Consider the following 19,033-nt stretch of genomic DNA (forward strand, 5'->3'; position numbering starts at 1 on the left):
GAACTTCTCAGTTTCAAACTTACTGCGTTTCTCTGTTTCTGTAAGCGGTTGCAAAGGTAAAACTTATTTTTTAACTAGCAAATTTTATTTTGAAAAATTTTGGCATTATTTTAAGTCCTTATGTCAACTTCAATACTACTCGTCTTTCGTATTGGGATTGCAAATATACAACCCTATTTTCCGTTTTTCCAAACCAACTTTACATTTATTTTACATTATTTCCTTAAGTAATTGGTAACATGGGAAATATTTTTTGATCTTTTTAGATTTTAGTCCTGAGAGAGGTGATTTTGGTATATAAATTCATCCGTAGTTTTGGTTTTTTGAGCAAGAAAGATTCTTCGAAAAGCTCAGAATGATAAAAAATTTTTCTTTTGTTTAGAATGAGATGCTGAAACGAGTTCAGCAGGACAAAATGAAAACACCCCTGTAGTCCCCTCGAGGGGACAGTTGTTTTTACTATATTATTTATACTGCGAGGAATGATTAGACGGTGATGGTTTGCTGTTTCAAGCTAACCAACAGCGGATACTTTGTGGTTAACGACTCGGGGAAGGGATTGAACGAAGTGAAAGGGATTACAATTAAAGATACTAATCTATATTCTCGTAATCGTGTTTTTCTGCAAGATGATCTATAAATGATACTTTTCGAAGTTTTGCATTTTTGGTCGGAATAATTGGATAACCTTTCATTTCGGCATATACTTTTGTGAATTTCGCTCCCAAATAAATAATCGTAGCAACATAATAAATCCACAAAAGCAGAATAACCAAAGATCCAGCAGATCCAAAAATTGTAGAGTATTTAGAATTTGCAATATAAATTCCGATAAAATACTTTGCTAAAAAAAATAGAATCGCCGTAAATATAGCACCTACAAAAGCCGGTTTCGTTTTGATACGTGCATCTGGTAAAACTTTAAAAAGTATATAAAATATCATTATCGAAATCGTGATACTTAATCCATTATTAAGAAGAACGACGGATGTTTTAGTTATAATAGTATCTAAATTAAAAAGACTAAAAATTTCTTCTCCAAAACTCATCAAAATACTATTCAAAATAACTGTCGCTATTAAAACCAATCCTAATGCAAGTATTATTAAAAACGATAAACCTCTATTAATAATAAACTTTAACCACGCTCTTCGCGGCACTGCTTCGACACGCCAAATGAGATTGAGACTATCTTGCATATCAGTAAACATTGTGGTAGAACCAAAAATCAACACTCCAATACCAATATAAAGCGCAACGGAACTATCTCCGGAAATGGTAGAATTCGTCACAAAATTTTGCACTGCAAGAGCTACATCTGGTCCGACGATATTTTTCAATTCATAATACATTCTATTCTCGATTGCATCTTTCTTAAAAAATAAACTAGCACTAGAAATTACAATAAGAATAAGAGGAGACAATGAAAACAAGGCATAATAAGTTAACGAAGCACTTAATTTCATAATTCGGTCTTCACCAAATTCGATTATCGTTTGTTTAATAATATTAAAGTAGAATTTAAAATACTTCATTCATTGAATTTATAAAATAAAGATACAAATGTTACTACAAAAAAAAGACCATTCGATGAATGGTCTTTTGAAAATTATATTAAATCTATTATTTAGACTAACATTGTTACTGGATTTTCGATGTACATTCTTAACGTTTGTAAGAATTGCGCACCTGTTGCTCCGTCTACAGTTCTGTGATCACAAGCTAAAGACAATTTCATTGTGTTACCAACTACAATTTGTCCGTCTTTTACAACTGGTTTTTGAATAATTGCACCAACTGATAAGATACAAGAGTTTGGTTGATTGATAATCGAAGTGAAAGATTCGATTCCAAACATTCCTAAGTTAGAAACTGAGAAAGTAGATTTATCCATTTCGTCAGCTTTTAATTTACGATCTCTTGCACGACCTGCATAATCTTTAACCTCAGCAGAAATTTGAGCAAATGATTTTTGATCTGTATTTTTAACTACAGGAACCAATAAACCATCTTCTACAGCAACTGCAACACCGATATTAATATCTCCATGTTGAATAATTTCTGCATCTGTCCAAGTAGAATTTACAGCTGGATGTTTGCGTAATGCCATAGCACATGCTTTAACAACCATATCGTTAAATGAAATCTTCGTATCTGGAACAGAGTTTAATTGTTTACGCGCTTCGATTGCGTTATCCATATCCAACTCAACATTTAAATAATAATGAGGAGCTGTAAATTTAGATTCTGCCAAACGTTTTGCAATCACTTTTCTCATTTGAGAATTTGGAATTACTTTATCTTCTCCTGAAACAAAAGTTTGAGCAGGTTTAACTGATTCAGATTTTGCTTCCGCTTTTGGTTGAGCAGATGGTTGATAATTTTCAATATCTTTTTTCACGATACGCCCATTATCACCAGAGCCTTTCACCTCAGCTAAATTAATTCCTTTATCTTTTGCAATTGTTTTTGCTAACGGTGATGCAAAAATACGATCAGAAGAAGAAGTTTCTTCAACCTTATTGTTTACATCTAACTGAACAACTACTGGTTTTTCGTCATCAACAACTTCTGTAGAAACTGCTGGAGCAGTAACTTTACCTCCGTTTGCTACAATTGCAGAAACGTCAGTACCAGCTTCACCAATAATTGCTAAAACAGAATCTACTGGCGCAGGCTCGTTTACTTTTGCACCTTGATATAATAAAACGCCGTCAAATTCTGATTCGAATTCTTGAACCGCTTTATCTGTTTCAATTTCTGCTAAAATATCACCTTCCGCAACTTGATCTCCAACATTTTTGTGCCAAACAACTACAGTTCCTTCCTCCATTGTATCAGAAAGACGAGGCATTGTAATTACTTCCACATTTGCAGGAATTTCTGCAGTAGGTTTTGCTTCTTCTGTTTTTGTTTCGCTGGGTGTTGATTTTTCTTCTTTAACTTCAGTAGTTGCTTTTGCTCCACCTCCAATTAAACCTGAAATATCTTCTCCTTCATTTCCGATGATTGCTAAAACTTCATCAACATTTGTTGATACACCTTCTGCAACACCTTGATATAATAATACTCCGTCAAATTCTGATTCAAATTCTTGGATCGCTTTATCTGTTTCGATTTCTGCTAAGATATCACCCTCAGCAATTTTATCTCCTACATTTTTGTGCCATTTTACAACAGTTCCTTCTTCCATTGTATCGCTTAAGCGAGGCATTGTAATAATTTCTGCCATGGTTTTTAGTTGTTTTCGATTTTATCTAAGAATGGATAATTTTCTTCAGAATAGATATAATCATACATTACATTCTCTTTTGGATAATCTGATTTTTCTGCAAATTCTGCACATTCTTCAACCATAACTTTTACTTCATCAACAATTGCATCTAATTGTTCTTTTGTTGCCCAGTTATTAATTAAGATGTGGTTTTCTACACTCAAAATTGGATCTTCTTGTTTGTATTCTTCTACCTCTTCTTTTGTACGATAAGGCTCTGCATCAGACATAGAGTGACCTCTATAACGATATGTACGCACATCTAAGAAAGTTGGTCCATCTCCACGACGAGCACGCTCGATAGCTTCGTAAGCAGCTTCTGCAACTTTTACAGGATCCATACCATCTACTGGCATACAAGGCATATCATATCCTAAACCTAATTTCCAAACATCTTCATGATTCGCTGTACGAGAAACTGATGTTCCCATTGCGTATTGATTGTTTTCACAAACAAAAACAACTGGTAATTTCCAGTTCATTGCCATGTTGAAAGTTTCGTGTAATGTTCCTTGGCGAGTAGCACCATCTCCCATTAAACAAATTGTAACACCATCGCGGTTGAAAAATTTATCACCAAAAGCAATTCCTGCTCCTAATGGAATTTGACCACCAACAATTCCGTGTCCACCATAAAATTTATGTTCTTTACTGAAAACGTGCATAGATCCTCCTAAACCATGAGAAGTACCCGTTTCTTTACCACATAATTCAGCCAAAATACTTTTCGGATCTACACCCAACGCCATTGGCCAAACGTGACAACGATAAGCTGTAATCACATGATCTACTCCAGGTTTCATTGCATGAATAAAACCAGCTGGTAAAGCCTCTTGACCATTGTATAAATGTAAGAAACCTCTAATTTTTTGTTTTAAATATAATGAACGACACTTGTCTTCGAAGCGACGCCAAAAAGTCATATCACGATACCATTGTAGGTACGTTTCTTGCGTTAATTTTTCCATAATTGCACAATTCCGTTGGAACAAATTTAAACTAATCTATTTAGTGTACAAAATTGCTACCCTAAAAATTCATCTGTAAAATGTAAAGGAAGCAAATCTTTAGCCGAATTTACTACCAAAACTTCTCCTTCTTTACCAGACAAAATCAACTCAATTGGATGCTCTTGTTTCTTTTCTATTTCCAAAATATATTGACGACACATTCCACATGGAGGCAATGGGTAATTAACATTAGGAGTTGAAACAGCTAATTTTTCAACTTTAATATTCGGGAAGTTTGCATTAACATATGCCAATAAACCTCTTTCGGCACAAGTACCTACTGGATAAGAAGCGTTCTCTTGATTAGAACTTGAATAAATTTCACCGTTCTCTAACTGAACTGATGCACCAACATGAAATTGAGAGTATGGAGCGTAAGCGTTTAATGAAATTTCATAAGCTTGATCAACTACTTTTTTTTGATCCGCTGCAAGCTCAGATTTGCTTTCGAATCGATCAAATTCAAAAGAGTATTTTTCTTTTTTCATATAGAATTAACACCGAAGTGTATTATTTAATTAATTATTAAATACTTAAGTCCTTTCAGCTATTTTATTCAATAGAAAAAGGAAGTAAATTTATAAAAAAACATTTTATGTTGGTAAAAATTTTTGCAAGTGCTATTTTCGGAGTTTCTGCACAAACCATTATTGTAGAAGTTAATATTGATCAAGGTGTCGGCTATCATTTGGTGGGTTTGCCCGATAGCGCGATAAAAGAAAGTAATTTTAGGATAAACGCAGCCTTAAAAAATTCGAATCTCAAGCTACCTGGCAAAAAAATCACGATTAACATGGCGCCAGCCGATTTACAAAAAGAAGGTTCTGCTTACGATTTGCCCATCGCAATTGGAATTTTAGCCGCTTCGGAACAAGTAAATTCTGAACAACTGAACAAATATATAATGATGGGCGAATTATCGCTTGATGGCTCTCTTCGTCCAATAAAAGGTGCTTTACCCATAACAATACAAGCCAAAGAAGAAGGTTTTGAAGGAATTATTTTACCTAAACAAAATGCAGATGAAGCGGCTGTTGTAGAAGGAGTCAATGTTTTTGCGGTTGATAATATCAGAGAAGTTGTTGATTATTTTAACGGAGAAATTATTTTGCAACCTCATCAAGTCAATTTAGATGATTATTTTTTTAGTGAAATGAATAATTATCCTTTCGATTTTGCTGATGTAAAAGGTCAAGAAAATGTAAAACGTGCGATGGAAATCGCAGCAGCAGGCGGACATAACATTATTTTGATTGGTCCTCCTGGAAGCGGAAAAACAATGTTAGCCAAACGAATTGCTTCTATCCTTCCGAAAATGACTATTCAAGAAGCGCTCGAAACAACAAAAATTCATAGCGTTGCTGGAAAATTATCTAACAAATCACTCATTGTAAGTCGTCCTTATTCTAGTCCGCATCATTCTATTTCTGACGTGGCCTTAGTCGGCGGCGGTTCTTATCCACAACCTGGCGAAATTTCTTTGGCACATAATGGTGTTTTATTTTTGGATGAATTACCTGAATTTAAACGAACGGTTTTAGAAGTAATGCGTCAACCTTTGGAAGATCGAGAAGTTACAATTTCGAGGGCAAAATTCACAGTGAATTATCCTGCGAGTTTTATGTTGGTCGCTTCTATGAATCCAAGTCCGAGCGGTTATTTTATGGATGATCCAAACAACACATCTTCTTTAGCGGAAATGCAACGTTATATGAACAAAATTTCTGGACCACTTTTGGACCGAATTGATTTGCATATCGAAGTGAATCCTGTTCCGTTTGATGATTTATCGCAAGAACGTCGTGGCGAAAAAAGTGCTGTGATTCGTGAACGTGTGATTAATGCCCGAAATATTCAGACCAAACGATTTGAAAATACAAAAGTTCATTATAACTCTCAAATGGGACCAAAAGAATTGGATGCTTTTTGTGATTTAGATGATCATTCGAAGAATTTAATCAAAGTTGTTATGGAAAAATTAAATCTTTCGGCACGAGCGTATGACCGAATTATTAGGGTTGGACGAACAATTGCTGATTTAGATAATTCTGAAACTATTCTTTCGAAGCATATTAGCGAAGCGATTCAGTACAGAAGTTTGGATAGAAATCAGTGGATGTGATTATGCGTTATGCAAAAAAAGGAATCTCTTTCAAGATTCCTTTTTCATTTACTAAAATTCAAATTCACCAACCAAAATTCCTTCTCCTCCAGAATTTGGCTTATTATTTTGGAATGTAATCATTTTCTTTACTTGTTTTCCTGAGCTATACATCAAGTAAATCTCTACCGAAATAGTTGTTGGTCCCGAAATACTCATTTGTCTTTCTCCATAAAAATTCGTTTCTATTTTATATTTTCCTTTAATCGCTTTTTTCAACATAAATTGTTCTGGTCCGAAACCTTGCGTTACATCTTCGCTCATTCTTCCTCCAATCGCAGTTGTACGATGTCCATAGAAACATTTCTCTCCATTTGGATCCGTCACCCACAAATCAATATCCGTCATATCTTTGTTCCAATTCATCACCACACGAATATCAACTGGAATATCCGCAATAATGTCTTTATTAATTTTTGATAAATTCAATTCTTTGCGATGTAGCGAAACTAAATTGTTAATTTCAGGCACAATAATCTCCGTAATATCGCGATCTCGTGTTGCAATTTCTATCGAATAATCGTTTGTCAATACTTTGTATAAATGATCTAAAGCAGATTGATATTGTTCGTTATCTTGTAACGCCAACGCATAATCTCGGTAACTTTGTGCATCAAAAGGTCGCCAATCCAAGACTTTTTTCGTGATAAATAATTCGGTTTGATATTCCTCAATTTCTTTCAATTTGTACGCTAACATTTTATACAATTCAGCATCTTCTAAACCTAAATCTGCAATAGAACTTAAAATTCTTAAACCTGTTATTTTATCTTTTTTCTGAAAGAAAAATGTTGCTACATCAAAATAAAATGCTGGTGTTTCGGCATAATCTTTTCTCAAATCCAAATAAGTTTGATATGGATTTTTAGACGCTTCTATCAACTTCATGTATTCTTTGTCTGATTTAATATCGACCATTTTAATTTCTGGAACCGAAACTGATGATTCTTCCTTCATTTTTTTATCTGCAACAAGCATATTTGCACTACTATTCGCTCTACTTTCTCTTCTTGCTCCGTATGCTGTAACAGAAACAGCTTGTATATCTGCTGAAACTTCTCTTTCTTCAATTGCAATACCTTGCGCTCTTCCTTCTAACGCAACTGGAACTGGAACAGTATCCGAAACAGGTTTTGGATATTTTGGTTTTACATATTTAAAATCTTTCTTCCACCACTCTCTCAATTCTTTTGCTTTCGCAATTGCATTTTTCAATAAATCAGCTTGTCGGCGCTCTTTTTGTTCAAAACCTTGTTTAGATAATTTATTGAATTCTGATTGCAATTCCGCTGGTGGATTGATTTTATATTTTACATAATCCGAAACATTTTCCAAGACAATTAAACTTGTGTTCGACGTTACAATCGAAAATTGTTTCCCAATTTCTTCTATTTCTGTTTTATTTTGCTCTGGATTTAACTCTAAATAATTCACTTTATTTTGCGCCCAAACTTTACTAATTTCAAAAGTTTGCGCAGCTTTACCTAAATCCAACTCTTTATTAAACTCAACTTTTCCGTTTCTTCCAAACATCATTGTCAATTTTGCATTTGGATATTGCGAAATTCCAGCAATCGAAAAATCCTGATTTGCATCGTAACTTATCGGATAAACTTCTCCAGCTGTATTATTGATAATTCCCATAAATTGTAAGGAGCTTTGATTAATTTGTTCAAAAGCTTTATCAACAGAAGTATCGTTTAGATTAATGAATTTACCACCATTGCGCTGAGAAATCATTTTCAAAACTCCAAAATTTGAAGTAGCTGAAGATGAAACTGCATAAATTGGTTGCTGAAATTCAAATCGATTTGATCCAAAAGAAGAAATTCCATCCGAAAACAATAAATATTCATCTGATTTTAATGTAGTCGAGATAATTTTAGAATAATTTGTTCCACCATCATAGATCATCGTTTCTAAATACTTTTTCAACTCAGACCAATCACCATTTTTGATTTGAAAAGACCTTCCTTTCTCCAAGTTAATATTCAACAAAGCAACTTCAATATTTAGATTTTGTTGTTTTTCTATTATTTTACCAAGAAATTCAATCTCTTTTTTATGATCACGTTTCAAACCACTCAATGAATTATCCCAAATGATTCCAATATTTTTTGACCAAACTTTAGCAATCGGTTTATCATCAATCACAGAGTTTGCGTAGAAATAAACTGATCCATCTAAATTTTTCTGAATAAAAGACTCAATTTTATTCGTTGCTTTTGGCAAATTAATCGTCAATGATTTAGTTGGAGCAAAATCTGTTTTAGACATACTTGCTTCAAAAACATTGCTATTTTCTGAGAAATTAAACGTTCCATCTGGCGACTCTGTTAGTTGCGGTTTTTCCGTTGAGTTATAAACCTTAGTTGTTAAGCTAAATTTCGCAATTTTCTTTGACGAATCTAAAGGTAAATGATATTGATATGCCGATTTATCATACTTTAAAACTTGATAATACGACAACTGAATAGTGCGCAAACCATTTGCAGGAATAGGTGAAATTCGCGTACGGAAATTATTTCCTTCGACTTTTTCGATAATTCCAGGATCGATATTTTGTTTCTGAATACTTTCAAAAACCTCCACAGCACGCGCCTTCGCTACAGGAACTGCATTGCGCATTTTTCCATTAATATCTATCGCATAACCGCTAACCGTCGTATTTTCGGGCATAGGAAACACTAAATTCCCTTCAAGATTACGAGATGATGAATTACTAAAAACTAAAGTCGTTGTTGTTTTGGCTAAATTTCCAAAAATTTCGACTTGTGTCGACATTTCTTGTAGCGTTACAGATTTTTCGTCAGGACGAGAACCTATTTCTATTCTCGGAATTCCGATACGAATATCTTGCGCTACTATTTTTGTAGTCCATAAAAAGGCTACAAAAAAGACTAGAAGTGGAAAATACTTTTTCATATAGTTTGATTTATAGGTAAGATGCAACAATTTACAAAAAGGTTGGTTTGATTATGAAAAAGTTTTAAGTGTTGAGTTGTGAGTTATAGGTTTATTTTAGATTCCTCCTTTCGTCGGAATGACATTTACTCAATTCGCATTAATAAAATCATCATTTTGAACTTGATTTTAGAAACAAGTTTTTAAAAGAAATAAAAAAAAATAATTATATTTGACTGAATTACAATTTATAATAAAATGAAAAACATATTATATATAACAGGATTAGCTTTAATATTAACTTCAATTTTATTAGTCTTAGAATTTTCTGATTCTAATAGAATGAGCTTGATTGCAGGAATGATACTTCCTATAGGTTTAGCCTTTAATATACTTGGTTTTATCTTAAAACCTAAAGCAATAAAAAATTAAATTAATATTCTGCCATAAATGTTAAATTAAAAAGCCAATTGTTTTTACAAACAATTGGCTTTTTAATTTATTTCTTAATATCTATTTTCTCTCTTTCTTTATCTTCACTCTTCTTATAAGCTTTCAATACTTCTCGAACAATTTTGTGTCGAACAACATCTTTATCATCTAAAAAGATAAAACCAATATCTTTTACATCTCTTAATATTGTAATTGCTTCACGTAAACCCGATTTTTGTTTTGGTGGTAAATCAACCTGATCTGGATCTCCAGTAATAATAAACTTAGAGTTTTTACCCATACGTGTCAAAAACATTTTCATCTGAGCATACGTTGTATTCTGCGCTTCATCCAAAATAACAAATGCATCATCTAAAGTTCTACCACGCATAAAAGCTAAAGGTGCAACTTCAATCACTCCTTTTTCTGTGTAAGCAGAAAGCTTTTCGAACGGAATCATATCTTTCAACGCATCATATAATGGTTGTAAATATGGATCTAGTTTATCCTTCATATCTCCTGGTAAAAAACCTAGATTCTCTCCTGCTTCAACAGCTGGGCGCGTCATAATAATACGACGAACTTCTTTGTTTTTTAACGCTTGTACAGCCAATGCAACAGCTGTATACGTTTTTCCAGTACCAGCAGGTCCTATAGCGAAAACCATATCTTTATCATACACCTTTTGCACCAAACTTGATTGTCCTGGTGTTTGTGGCTTGATAATTTTTCCATTAACACCATGCACAATAATTGAATCTTCTTTTTTCATTTGAAGCATTTCGTTATTGTCTTCGGTCATAATGATTTCGAGTTCGCGATCAGAAAGTCGGTTGTATTTGTGAATGTGTTGAATAATTTTCTGAATTTTCTGGTCAAAAACTTTCAGAACATCCTCATTTCCAAATACTGTAAGATCTCTACCTCGAGCAATAATTTTCAATTTGGGATAATACTCTTTAATGCGTTTTAGATGTTCGTTATTAGCGCCGTAGAAATCTTGGGCGTTAATTTCAGCTAATTCGATATTAATTTCTGTCAAATGGGGTAGTTTTTTAGTTCACTTAAACAAAAATAAAGAATAATAAACAATATATTTGCAATTATTACAGAATAATGGCAATTATTACATTAACATCGGATTTTGGTACAAAAGATTATTTTGTATCCAGCGTTAAAGGCGCAATTCTAAAGGAATTGGCTGATGTTACAATTGTAGATATTTCACACTTTGTTAATCCTTACGATTTATCTGAAGCGGCTTATATTATTCGAAATTCTTACGAAGAGTTTCCTGAAGGAACTATCCATATTATTGGTGTTAATGCATTAAGTACTCCTTTGCAAAAACCAATTTGTGCCTTAATCAACGGACATTATTTTATTTGTGCAGATAATGGAATTTTATCTTTAATCTGTCAAAAAAATGAACCTGAAGAAATTTACGAAATCACAGCTTATCCGGAAGGAATAGATAGTTTATTTCCGATGAAAAATTGTTTTGTACCTGTTGCTTGCCATTTGGCGCGTGGTGGTGTACAATCTCTTTTAGGAAATAAGCGCACAGAAATGAAACAACTAAATGAGCTAAAACCTATTTACCGTGATGATAAATTTATCATAGGAAATGTGGTTTATATTGATCATTTTGGAAATGTGGTAACTAATATTTCAAGAGACTTTTTTGAAGAACTCGTTCAAGATCGAAAATATAAAATTTTACTTCGTCAGAAAGATTTTTCGATGACAGATATTACAATCATATACAACCATTACAACGAAGTTGTACAAGATTTCAGTAAAGAAGTGCAAGCTTTTGGTCGTACGCTTTGTTTGTTTAATTCGGCTGATTTTTTAGAAGTTACTTTATACAAAAGTAATCCTTCAATTTCTGGTGGAGCAAATCAGTTAATGGGACTTAAAAAAGGTGATACAATTACAATTGAATTTGAAAATAACGTTGAATAAAATTTAATTGAGAGATTTTTAATAAACTATATGACTTATAATTATCTAATATACAAAGCAATACACGTAATTTTTGTAGTTAGTTACTTTGCTGGATTATTTTACATTGTTCGTTTGATGATTTATCATACCGAAACACAACAAATGGACGAGCCTAAAAAGACTATTCTACAGGATCAATACACTTTCATGGAGAAAAAACTCTGGAATGTAATTACCGTCCCTGCTTTGATCATTTTAGTTACAATGGGACTAAACATGCTTTACAAAAATCAAGCATTATTAGAAATGCCTTGGATGAAGAGTAAACTTGGTATGGTGAGTGTTCTATTGATTTATCATTATTGGTGTTGGCGAACATTGAAACAAATACAGAACAAAGTTTTCAAATACACTTCTGTTCAACTCCGAATGATGAACGAATTGGCAACAATTCTACTTTTTTCTATTGTATTTGCTGTGATACAGAAAGCTATGTTTGGTGAATATTGGTATTGGTCAATCATAAGTTTCTTTGGTTCTGGTGTAATACTTATGCTTATTGTGCGTTTAATTAATCGTAATAATAAAAAATAACATGTGGACAATCTTCAAAAAAGAGTTTTCCAATTTCTATTTAGGCTTCACAGCTTATCTGGCAACCGCAACATTTGTTATTGTTTCGGTTTTATTCCTTTGGTTTTTTGATAACGAATTCAATGTTTTCAATACAGGAAATGCATCTTTAAGTAGCTTTTTCTTTATTGGACCTTGGATTTTTCTATTCATGATTCCTGCATTAACCATGAAATTAATTGCGGAAGAGCAAGCAAATGGCACATTATTGTGGTTATTCACACTACCTATAAAAAATAACCAAATTATTTGGGGCAAATATTTAGCAGTCGTTTCAGTTGTCATTTTTTGTCTACTTTCAACTTTCTTGTTCACAATTACATTACAAGAGTTCTTGGTATCTGAACAAGAGTTAGATTACGGAACAATTTTTTCTGGTTATTTAGGACTTTTCTTTTTAGGAAGTTTATTCGCTGCAATTGGTTTATTTACCTCATCTATTACCAAAAATCAAGTAATGGCTTATGTTTTGGCAGTTTTCTTTTGCTTCATTATTTTTTATGGATTCGAAAGTTTAGCGTCGTACAATTTACTTGGTTCGATGGATTTCTATGTTCAAAAAATTGGAAGTTTTACACATTACAACCAGTTTTTGAAAGGAATTATTGACACACGAGATTTACTTTACTTTTTGATTTTGATTGGAATTCTGAATCAAATTTCAATTGTTAATCTTGAAAATAAAAAATAGTGCCATGAAAAAATTAAACAAAAAACATCTAATTACTTTCATCGCATTTATCGCGCTTTTTATCATCGCTCAATTTGTTTACATTCGAATTGACATGACGAAAGACAAACGTTTTACCTTAACTTCTACAACCGAAAAGTTAGTAGAAAATGTAAAACAACCGCTTAAAATTGAAATTCTTTTGGGTGGAGATTTAACAGGCGATTACAGAATTTTGAAGAACGAAATTCAGTTTTTATTAGACGAACTTCGCGAAAAAAACAGCAATATTTCTTATTCTTTTGTTGATCCTGTCGATTTAGGACAAGCCGAATTAGAGCAAAATAAATTGGCTCCAGTTCCGATTAAAACCGACAAAGGAATTTTGAATGTTTATCCGTACGCAAAATTAACTTACGGCGACAAATCCACTTATATGGAGCTTTTGGTCAATGATCCTTCTACTCCATTCGAAAAGTTAGCGTTGGCTTCAACAGAAAAATTAGAATATTTATTTGCCGAAAAAATTCAGAAAGCAACCAATTTTGAGCGCAAACGAGTTGGTTTTATCGTTCATCATGACGAATTACCAGAAGCAAATATTCAAGGATTAGGTTCTGCTTTGTCAGAAAAATATGATGTTGAGATCTACCTTAATCCAATTGCAAACAAATCGTTTACTTTACAACCTGCGGATTTGGATAGTTTGAAACGTTTTGATGCCTTAATTGTCGCAAAACCTACATTACCTTTTTCTGATATGGATAAATTGGTTTTGGATCAATATATCATGAATGGCGGAAAAATGATGATGGCTGTGGAAACTGTGGATGCTGAAATGGATTCTATTTTCCGAAGTGGTAAAATCGTTGCCTTTCCAAGAGATTTGAAATTAAATGATTTCTTATTCAATTATGGTGTTCGTATTCATCCGGCTGTTATCAAAGATATGAACGGTGCGCAAATTGTTTTGGCAGATGGCGAAACAGCAGGAAATACAAGTTACAATTATTACAATTGGCCTTATTTTGAATTAGGAATTAAAGGTGAAGAAAACCCAATTACAAGTTCAATCGATCCAGTTTTATTTCAATTTGCAAATCCAATCGAATTACTAAAAAATCCAAATATCAAGCAAACTGTTTTATTGAGTTCTTCTGAACAAAGCTCAATGAAACCTGCTTTAAATTATATTCAATTAAACGAAGTTGAAATCGAAAATCCTGAAGAATATAAAATGGGAAAAATTCCGATGGCAGTTTTGTTAGAAGGTAATTTCAATTCGGCTTATGCTTCGCGTTACGAACGTAAAGAATTTCCTAATTTCAAACCGAAAACTACCGATGGAAAAATGATCGTTATTTCGGATGGAGATGTTCTAAAGAATGCATTGTGGAGAGGAATTCCAATGCAATTAGGAGAAAATAAATTTTCTGTTCGCCCAGATAATCCGGATGGAAAACCGAAAACTTACGCCAACCAAACATTTATAATGAATGCAATGGATTATTTGTTAGGCGATGCAGATTTCTTGGCTTTACGCAATCGTAAATTAGAAATTCCTTTATTGAATGAAACCACTGTTATCCAAGAAAAGTCAACTTGGCAAATGATTAATCTACTTGTTCCTGTTGCAATGATTAGTTTATTAGCCGGAATTGGTTACTTTATTAGGAAGAAAAAATATTCTAAATAAAATTTATATTCATATCTATTTTTAGCTCAAGTAAATACTTGAGCTTTTTTTGTTTTAAATAAAAAGATTTAACTATTTTTAATTCACACTATTTGAATTAAAACTTAATGAATAATCTATATAAATTTATTTTAACCTTATTCCTAACACTTCCTGCTCTTATATTTGGTCAAATTCATGTAAGAGAAACCGCTACTGGAAATGCTTCTGGAGCAAACTGGGACAACGCCATGTCTTATGCTAGCATGGTTAATCAAGTAAATTCTATAACAAATAGAAATTCTAATATTTTGATAAAATTATACCAAGGAAATTATTTGGCTACAAATGCTATCGATTTTCGCGGTTTTTTTAAAGTTGAAATAACAGGTGGTTATATATATGAAATTGATCCAGAAACAGGTGGTTGGTTAGAAAGAAGTGGTGATGAAACAACATCGGTTATTGATGGTCAAAATGCAACAAAGCTATTTAAGTTTGAAAATAATTTAGACGTAACATTAAAAAATTTCACTTCGAGAAATGCTAATCCAACATCTCCAACAGAAAATGGTTCTTTGATCTCCTTTATCAATTCCCCTAATCTAAAATTAAAATTTGAGCACATTGTTTTTAACAACAATAATCTATCAAATACCAGTGCAGTTTATATTGACAATATACAAAGTTTTGAAACTGATTTCACTCAATTTCATAACAATAGAGCTACAATTAATTCTCCGAATAATGGAAGTGCTTTGTATATCACTAATACAGGAACAGTAAAAATTAATAACACTACTTTCAAAGATAATTATTCGTCATCAAAAGGAGCTGCTTTATATCTAAAAGACCTTGCTGATGTAAAAATGGAGCAAATTGTTGGTAATAATACAAATACAGGATACGTCTACAATTTTGAGAATAATATAAGTTTAGAAAATGGAGGGGCTATTTACAATGACAATAGTAATCTAAGTTTAACGGCTGTTTATTTTAAAAATAATGAAAGCAGAAAAAATGGAGGAGCCATTTACAGTACACCAAACTCAAAAAATGATTTAAGTAGAATTCATTTTGAAGAAAATAAAGCTCAGATTGGTGGTGCTATTTACAACGAAAGTAATAATGATTACAGAATTCAAAGTTCTTTGTTCAATCGAAATGTAGCAACTAATTATGCAGGTGGTATTTACAATAAAAAACAACTTTTGATAACGAATGCAACTTTTGTAAATAACACAAATTCAGCCATTGTTTATGCTACAAATTCTAGAAACACCATTTATAATAGTATTTTTTATCTTAATCGTGGAAATGCGGGGAGTTTAAAGAAAGATCTTTCTTCAGAAATTCAAAATAATCAATCTGCAATAAACGATATCCAATATAATATTGTTGAAGAGTACTCTACAGCGAATCACAATATTGTTGCAGATCCTTTGTTTGTTGACAATAATAATAATTTCACTTTAAAAATTACCAATAATAATTCAATGATGCAAGTTCTTAGCCCTGCATTTAATGCAGGAAAAGAAGAATTGTTTAGCAATATTACAGGTAGGGCTACAACAGGATCATTTGATTTGGACAAAAGAAATAGAAACTATGGAAATTCGTTAGATTTAGGAGCTTACGAATTAACCTTTGATTCAAATTTTCTTTTCCCAGATTGCCCTTCTATCATAACGCCTTACGATAATGAAGAAAATGTAGCATTGCGTCCTAATATTTCTTGGAATAATATTAATAATGCAAATCAATATCAATTAATAGTTCAAGAACAAGGTTTTGCAGATCCAACAATCAATCTACCTGTTCTCGCTACTACTATAAATAATACAAACTTTAATAATTACACAACCGACTTAAAACCTAATACCTTTTATCATGTGCAGATCCATCCAGAAAATACGCTTATCGGTGTAAAACGTGAAACCTGTCCTGTTTTTAAATTCAAAACAATGGATATTCCTACAATTCCAACTTGTACAACAGCTATTATACCTGCAAACGGAGAGCAAGGAGTATCATTAACACCGACAATAAAATGGAATAAAATCTCTAATGCAACTTCTTATCAATTAATTATAGGTACAGCCCAAGATGGAAATGATATTTTAGATAGAAATGTAGGAAACGTTGATTCGTTCACTCTTTCTACTTTAACTCACAACACAACGTATTTTGTCAAAATAATTGCGATCAATGCAGTTGGTCCAGCAGTATCTTGTGTATCTACTACATTTACTACATTACTTCCACCAGATCCGTGCGAACAAGTCAAAGTATCTGTAAATGTTTCAAAAAAAGATGTTACAGTAAATGTTGTAAATGGTCAAAAACCTTACGAATACAGAATTAATGAAGGAACGTGGCAAACAACAAATCTCTTTCCTGATGTAGCTGTTGGTCGTCATACAATTGAAATTAAAACAGCAGAAGGTTGTCAAAAAAGTGTCATTTTTGAAATCCCAAGTTTTTATAATTTAATCTCTCCTAATAATGACGGAAAAAATGATGAACTAGATTTTTCTTTTCTTAAATTTAAACAAAACGCCTCTATCCTAATAGTAGATCGCTTTGGCAAAACTGTTTTTAAAGACAATGGAGAAAATAATTTTATTTGGAAAGGTAAACAAGCTAACGGAATGGTTTTACCAACCAATACATATTGGTATTTTTTGGAGTGGAATGAACAAAATTCTGAAACAAAAAATAAACTACAAGGATGGGTATTACTCAAAAATAAATAACAAAAAAACCTCTCAAAATTTGAGAGGTTTTTATATGTAAAGTTGTGACGATTTTTACTCTAAGTGCATAAACGCTTTTTTACTCAAAAGACGTTCCTCGCTTTCTACGTGGTTATCATCAGGCACACAACAATCCACTGGGCAAACTGCCGCACATTGTGGTTCTTCGTGGAAACCTTTACATTCAGTACATTTATCAGGAACAATGTAATAAACCTCATCACTCACAGGATCTTGTACCGCATCAGCATCAAAAGTAACACCATCTACGTTTACAATAGTCCCTGAAAGAGAAGTTCCTTCAGAATATTTCCAATCAACAGCCGCTTCATAAATCGCGTTGTTTGGACATTCTGGCTCACATGCTCCACAATTTATACATTCATCTGTAATAATTATAGCCATTGTATCTGTTTTTTTATTTCCTACATTTGTAACCACAAAATTACATTTAATTTTCAGAAAAAATGACATTTGAACAAAGGATTTCAGCATTTAACGAATTAGGACAGTTTTTTAATTTTATTTTAAATAACGATTCTATTTCGGATGTAGACTTGAAACATAAATTTGAGAATTGGAAAGAAGAAGCTACTTACGCAATTAGCGATGCAGAAGCATACAACAATTGGTTTACAAAAGAGAATATTACGTTAGCTTTAAAAAGCTGGTCTGAAGCTTTAACGACGGATAATTTATTCGCTTGGACAAAAGATTATCCTTTTGCTAAAAAACCAAAAAATGTCGGAATCATCATGGCTGGAAATTTACCTTTGGTTGGTTTTCATGATTTACTTTCTGTTGTTATTTCTGGAAATAATGCGTTAATTAAAACATCGTCAAAAGATGATAAATTAATCAGACTAGCTATAAAATATTTGTATTCTATTGATGAAGAATTCAAAACGATTATTCAAACAATTGAACGATTAGAAAATTTTGATGCCGTTATTGCAACAGGAAGTAACAACACCGCTCGTTATTTTGAGCAATATTTTGGTAAAGTTCCTAACATTATTCGTAAAAATAGAACTTCGGTTGCTGTATTGAATGGTTCGGAAACTGAAGAAGAGTTGAAAAAACTGGGTGATGATTTATTTATTTACTTTGGATTAGGTTGCCGAAATGTGACAAAGCTTTATGTAAAAAATGAGGCACAATTACCTAAAATTTTCGAAGCTATTTTTCCTTGGGGCGATGTAATTAATCATCCAAAATATGCAAATAATTACGATTACAATCGTGCAATATTTTTGTTAGGAAAAGATGAGTTTTTAGATAACAATTTTGTTCTAATGAAAAAAGACACCGCTTTACATTCTCCAATTGCAGTTGTAAACTTTGAAGTTTATGAAGATGTAAATGATGTAAAAAATTATTTGATCGAAAATGAAAATCAAATACAATGCGTGGTTGGAAACGATATGAAAGATAATCCGAACAATGTTGAATTTGGACAAACTCAATTCCCGAAATTAACTGATTACGCTGATAATATTGATACGCTGAAATTTTTGGCGGAGTTGTAAAACTAAAAAAACCTTCACAAATTTGTGAAGGTTTTTTTT

Annotated in this window: 15 protein-coding genes; 8 read left to right on the plus strand and 7 right to left on the minus strand. The window is 32.4% G+C overall.

Going from position 1 to position 19,033, the window contains the following annotated elements:
• Positions 1-593: 593 nt before the first annotated feature.
• The 4 genes from QHG34_RS11690 to QHG34_RS11705 form a co-directional block, all read right to left on the minus strand.
• Positions 594-1,535, minus strand: coding sequence for a YihY/virulence factor BrkB family protein (locus QHG34_RS11690; protein WP_282630392.1), 942 nt, complete (start codon positions 1,533-1,535; stop codon positions 594-596).
• 92 nt (positions 1,536-1,627) lie between these two features.
• Positions 1,628-3,232 carry a pyruvate dehydrogenase complex dihydrolipoamide acetyltransferase gene (locus QHG34_RS11695; protein WP_282630394.1) on the minus strand — a complete coding sequence of 535 codons (1,605 nt, stop codon included), beginning with the start codon at positions 3,230-3,232 and terminating at the stop codon, positions 1,628-1,630.
• 5 nt (positions 3,233-3,237) lie between these two features.
• Positions 3,238-4,242, minus strand: coding sequence for a pyruvate dehydrogenase (acetyl-transferring) E1 component subunit alpha (gene pdhA / locus QHG34_RS11700; RefSeq protein WP_282630395.1), 1,005 nt, complete (start codon positions 4,240-4,242; stop codon positions 3,238-3,240).
• 56 nt (positions 4,243-4,298) lie between these two features.
• Entirely contained in the window at positions 4,299-4,772 is a 474-nt protein-coding gene (locus QHG34_RS11705; protein WP_282630396.1) for a cytidine deaminase, read from the minus strand.
• A gap of 107 nt (positions 4,773-4,879) precedes the next feature.
• Here QHG34_RS11705 and QHG34_RS11710 point away from each other — a divergent pair, with 107 nt between their 5' ends.
• Entirely contained in the window at positions 4,880-6,406 is a 1,527-nt protein-coding gene (locus QHG34_RS11710; protein ID WP_282630397.1) for a YifB family Mg chelatase-like AAA ATPase, read from the plus strand.
• Positions 6,407-6,457: 51 nt separating this feature from the next.
• On the opposite strand, the gene QHG34_RS11715 is transcribed toward QHG34_RS11710, so the two are convergent.
• A complete protein-coding gene (locus tag QHG34_RS11715) occupies positions 6,458-9,370 on the minus strand; it encodes a VIT domain-containing protein (protein ID WP_282630398.1) in 2,913 nt (970 codons plus the stop codon).
• 237 nt (positions 9,371-9,607) lie between these two features.
• Between QHG34_RS11715 and QHG34_RS11720 the strand changes: the two genes are divergently transcribed.
• Positions 9,608-9,781, plus strand: a complete 174-nt coding sequence (locus tag QHG34_RS11720) for a hypothetical protein (RefSeq protein WP_282630399.1) — start codon at positions 9,608-9,610, stop codon at positions 9,779-9,781.
• A gap of 67 nt (positions 9,782-9,848) precedes the next feature.
• On the opposite strand, the gene QHG34_RS11725 is transcribed toward QHG34_RS11720, so the two are convergent.
• Positions 9,849-10,823 carry a PhoH family protein gene (locus tag QHG34_RS11725; protein WP_282630400.1) on the minus strand — a complete coding sequence of 325 codons (975 nt, stop codon included), beginning with the start codon at positions 10,821-10,823 and terminating at the stop codon, positions 9,849-9,851.
• Positions 10,824-10,897: 74 nt separating this feature from the next.
• Here QHG34_RS11725 and QHG34_RS11730 point away from each other — a divergent pair, with 74 nt between their 5' ends.
• The 5 genes from QHG34_RS11730 (at position 10,898) to QHG34_RS11750 (ending at position 17,465) form a co-directional block, all read left to right on the plus strand.
• Entirely contained in the window at positions 10,898-11,749 is an 852-nt protein-coding gene (locus QHG34_RS11730) for an SAM hydrolase/SAM-dependent halogenase family protein (protein ID WP_282630401.1), read from the plus strand.
• A 30-nt stretch (positions 11,750-11,779) separates the two neighbouring features.
• Positions 11,780-12,325, plus strand: a complete 546-nt coding sequence (locus QHG34_RS11735; RefSeq protein ID WP_282630402.1) for a CopD family protein — start codon at positions 11,780-11,782, stop codon at positions 12,323-12,325.
• Between the two features lies 1 nt (position 12,326).
• Entirely contained in the window at positions 12,327-13,055 is a 729-nt protein-coding gene (locus QHG34_RS11740) for an ABC transporter permease subunit (protein WP_282630403.1), read from the plus strand.
• A 4-nt stretch (positions 13,056-13,059) separates the two neighbouring features.
• A complete protein-coding gene (gene gldG, locus QHG34_RS11745) occupies positions 13,060-14,730 on the plus strand; it encodes a gliding motility-associated ABC transporter substrate-binding protein GldG (RefSeq protein WP_282630404.1) in 1,671 nt (556 codons plus the stop codon).
• 107 nt (positions 14,731-14,837) lie between these two features.
• The gene (locus QHG34_RS11750) at positions 14,838-17,465 is read left to right on the plus strand and encodes a T9SS type B sorting domain-containing protein (RefSeq protein ID WP_282630405.1); all 2,628 of its coding nucleotides are present in this window, start codon (positions 14,838-14,840) and stop codon (positions 17,463-17,465) included.
• A gap of 54 nt (positions 17,466-17,519) precedes the next feature.
• Here the strand turns inward: QHG34_RS11750 and QHG34_RS11755 are convergent, their stop codons facing one another.
• On the minus strand, positions 17,520-17,870 hold the full coding sequence (locus QHG34_RS11755; RefSeq protein WP_282630406.1) for a 4Fe-4S dicluster domain-containing protein: 351 nt from the start codon (positions 17,868-17,870) through the stop codon (positions 17,520-17,522).
• 62 nt (positions 17,871-17,932) lie between these two features.
• Here QHG34_RS11755 and QHG34_RS11760 point away from each other — a divergent pair, with 62 nt between their 5' ends.
• Positions 17,933-18,994: an acyl-CoA reductase gene (locus QHG34_RS11760; RefSeq protein WP_282630407.1), complete on the plus strand. Its 1,062-nt coding sequence runs from the start codon at positions 17,933-17,935 to the stop codon at positions 18,992-18,994.
• The last annotated feature ends 39 nt before the right edge of the window (positions 18,995-19,033 follow it).

The organism is Empedobacter sedimenti (genome assembly GCF_030005555.1).
Lineage (GTDB): Bacteria > Bacteroidota > Bacteroidia > Flavobacteriales > Weeksellaceae > Empedobacter > Empedobacter sedimenti.

Coding starts and splice junctions, on each gene's coding strand:
- QHG34_RS11720 (WP_282630399.1), top strand. CDS start 9,608: ATGAAAAACATATTATATATAACAGGATTAGCTTTAATATTAACTTCA.
- QHG34_RS11715 (WP_282630398.1), bottom strand. CDS start 9,370: ATGAAAAAGTATTTTCCACTTCTAGTCTTTTTTGTAGCCTTTTTATGG.
- QHG34_RS11690 (WP_282630392.1), bottom strand. CDS start 1,535: ATGAAGTATTTTAAATTCTACTTTAATATTATTAAACAAACGATAATC.
- QHG34_RS11755 (WP_282630406.1), bottom strand. CDS start 17,870: ATGGCTATAATTATTACAGATGAATGTATAAATTGTGGAGCATGTGAG.
- QHG34_RS11760 (WP_282630407.1), top strand. CDS start 17,933: ATGACATTTGAACAAAGGATTTCAGCATTTAACGAATTAGGACAGTTT.
- gldG (WP_282630404.1), top strand. CDS start 13,060: ATGAAAAAATTAAACAAAAAACATCTAATTACTTTCATCGCATTTATC.
- QHG34_RS11710 (WP_282630397.1), top strand. CDS start 4,880: ATGTTGGTAAAAATTTTTGCAAGTGCTATTTTCGGAGTTTCTGCACAA.
- QHG34_RS11740 (WP_282630403.1), top strand. CDS start 12,327: ATGTGGACAATCTTCAAAAAAGAGTTTTCCAATTTCTATTTAGGCTTC.
- QHG34_RS11695 (WP_282630394.1), bottom strand. CDS start 3,232: ATGGCAGAAATTATTACAATGCCTCGCTTAAGCGATACAATGGAAGAA.
- pdhA (WP_282630395.1), bottom strand. CDS start 4,242: ATGGAAAAATTAACGCAAGAAACGTACCTACAATGGTATCGTGATATG.
- QHG34_RS11730 (WP_282630401.1), top strand. CDS start 10,898: ATGGCAATTATTACATTAACATCGGATTTTGGTACAAAAGATTATTTT.
- QHG34_RS11705 (WP_282630396.1), bottom strand. CDS start 4,772: ATGAAAAAAGAAAAATACTCTTTTGAATTTGATCGATTCGAAAGCAAA.
- QHG34_RS11750 (WP_282630405.1), top strand. CDS start 14,838: ATGAATAATCTATATAAATTTATTTTAACCTTATTCCTAACACTTCCT.
- QHG34_RS11735 (WP_282630402.1), top strand. CDS start 11,780: ATGACTTATAATTATCTAATATACAAAGCAATACACGTAATTTTTGTA.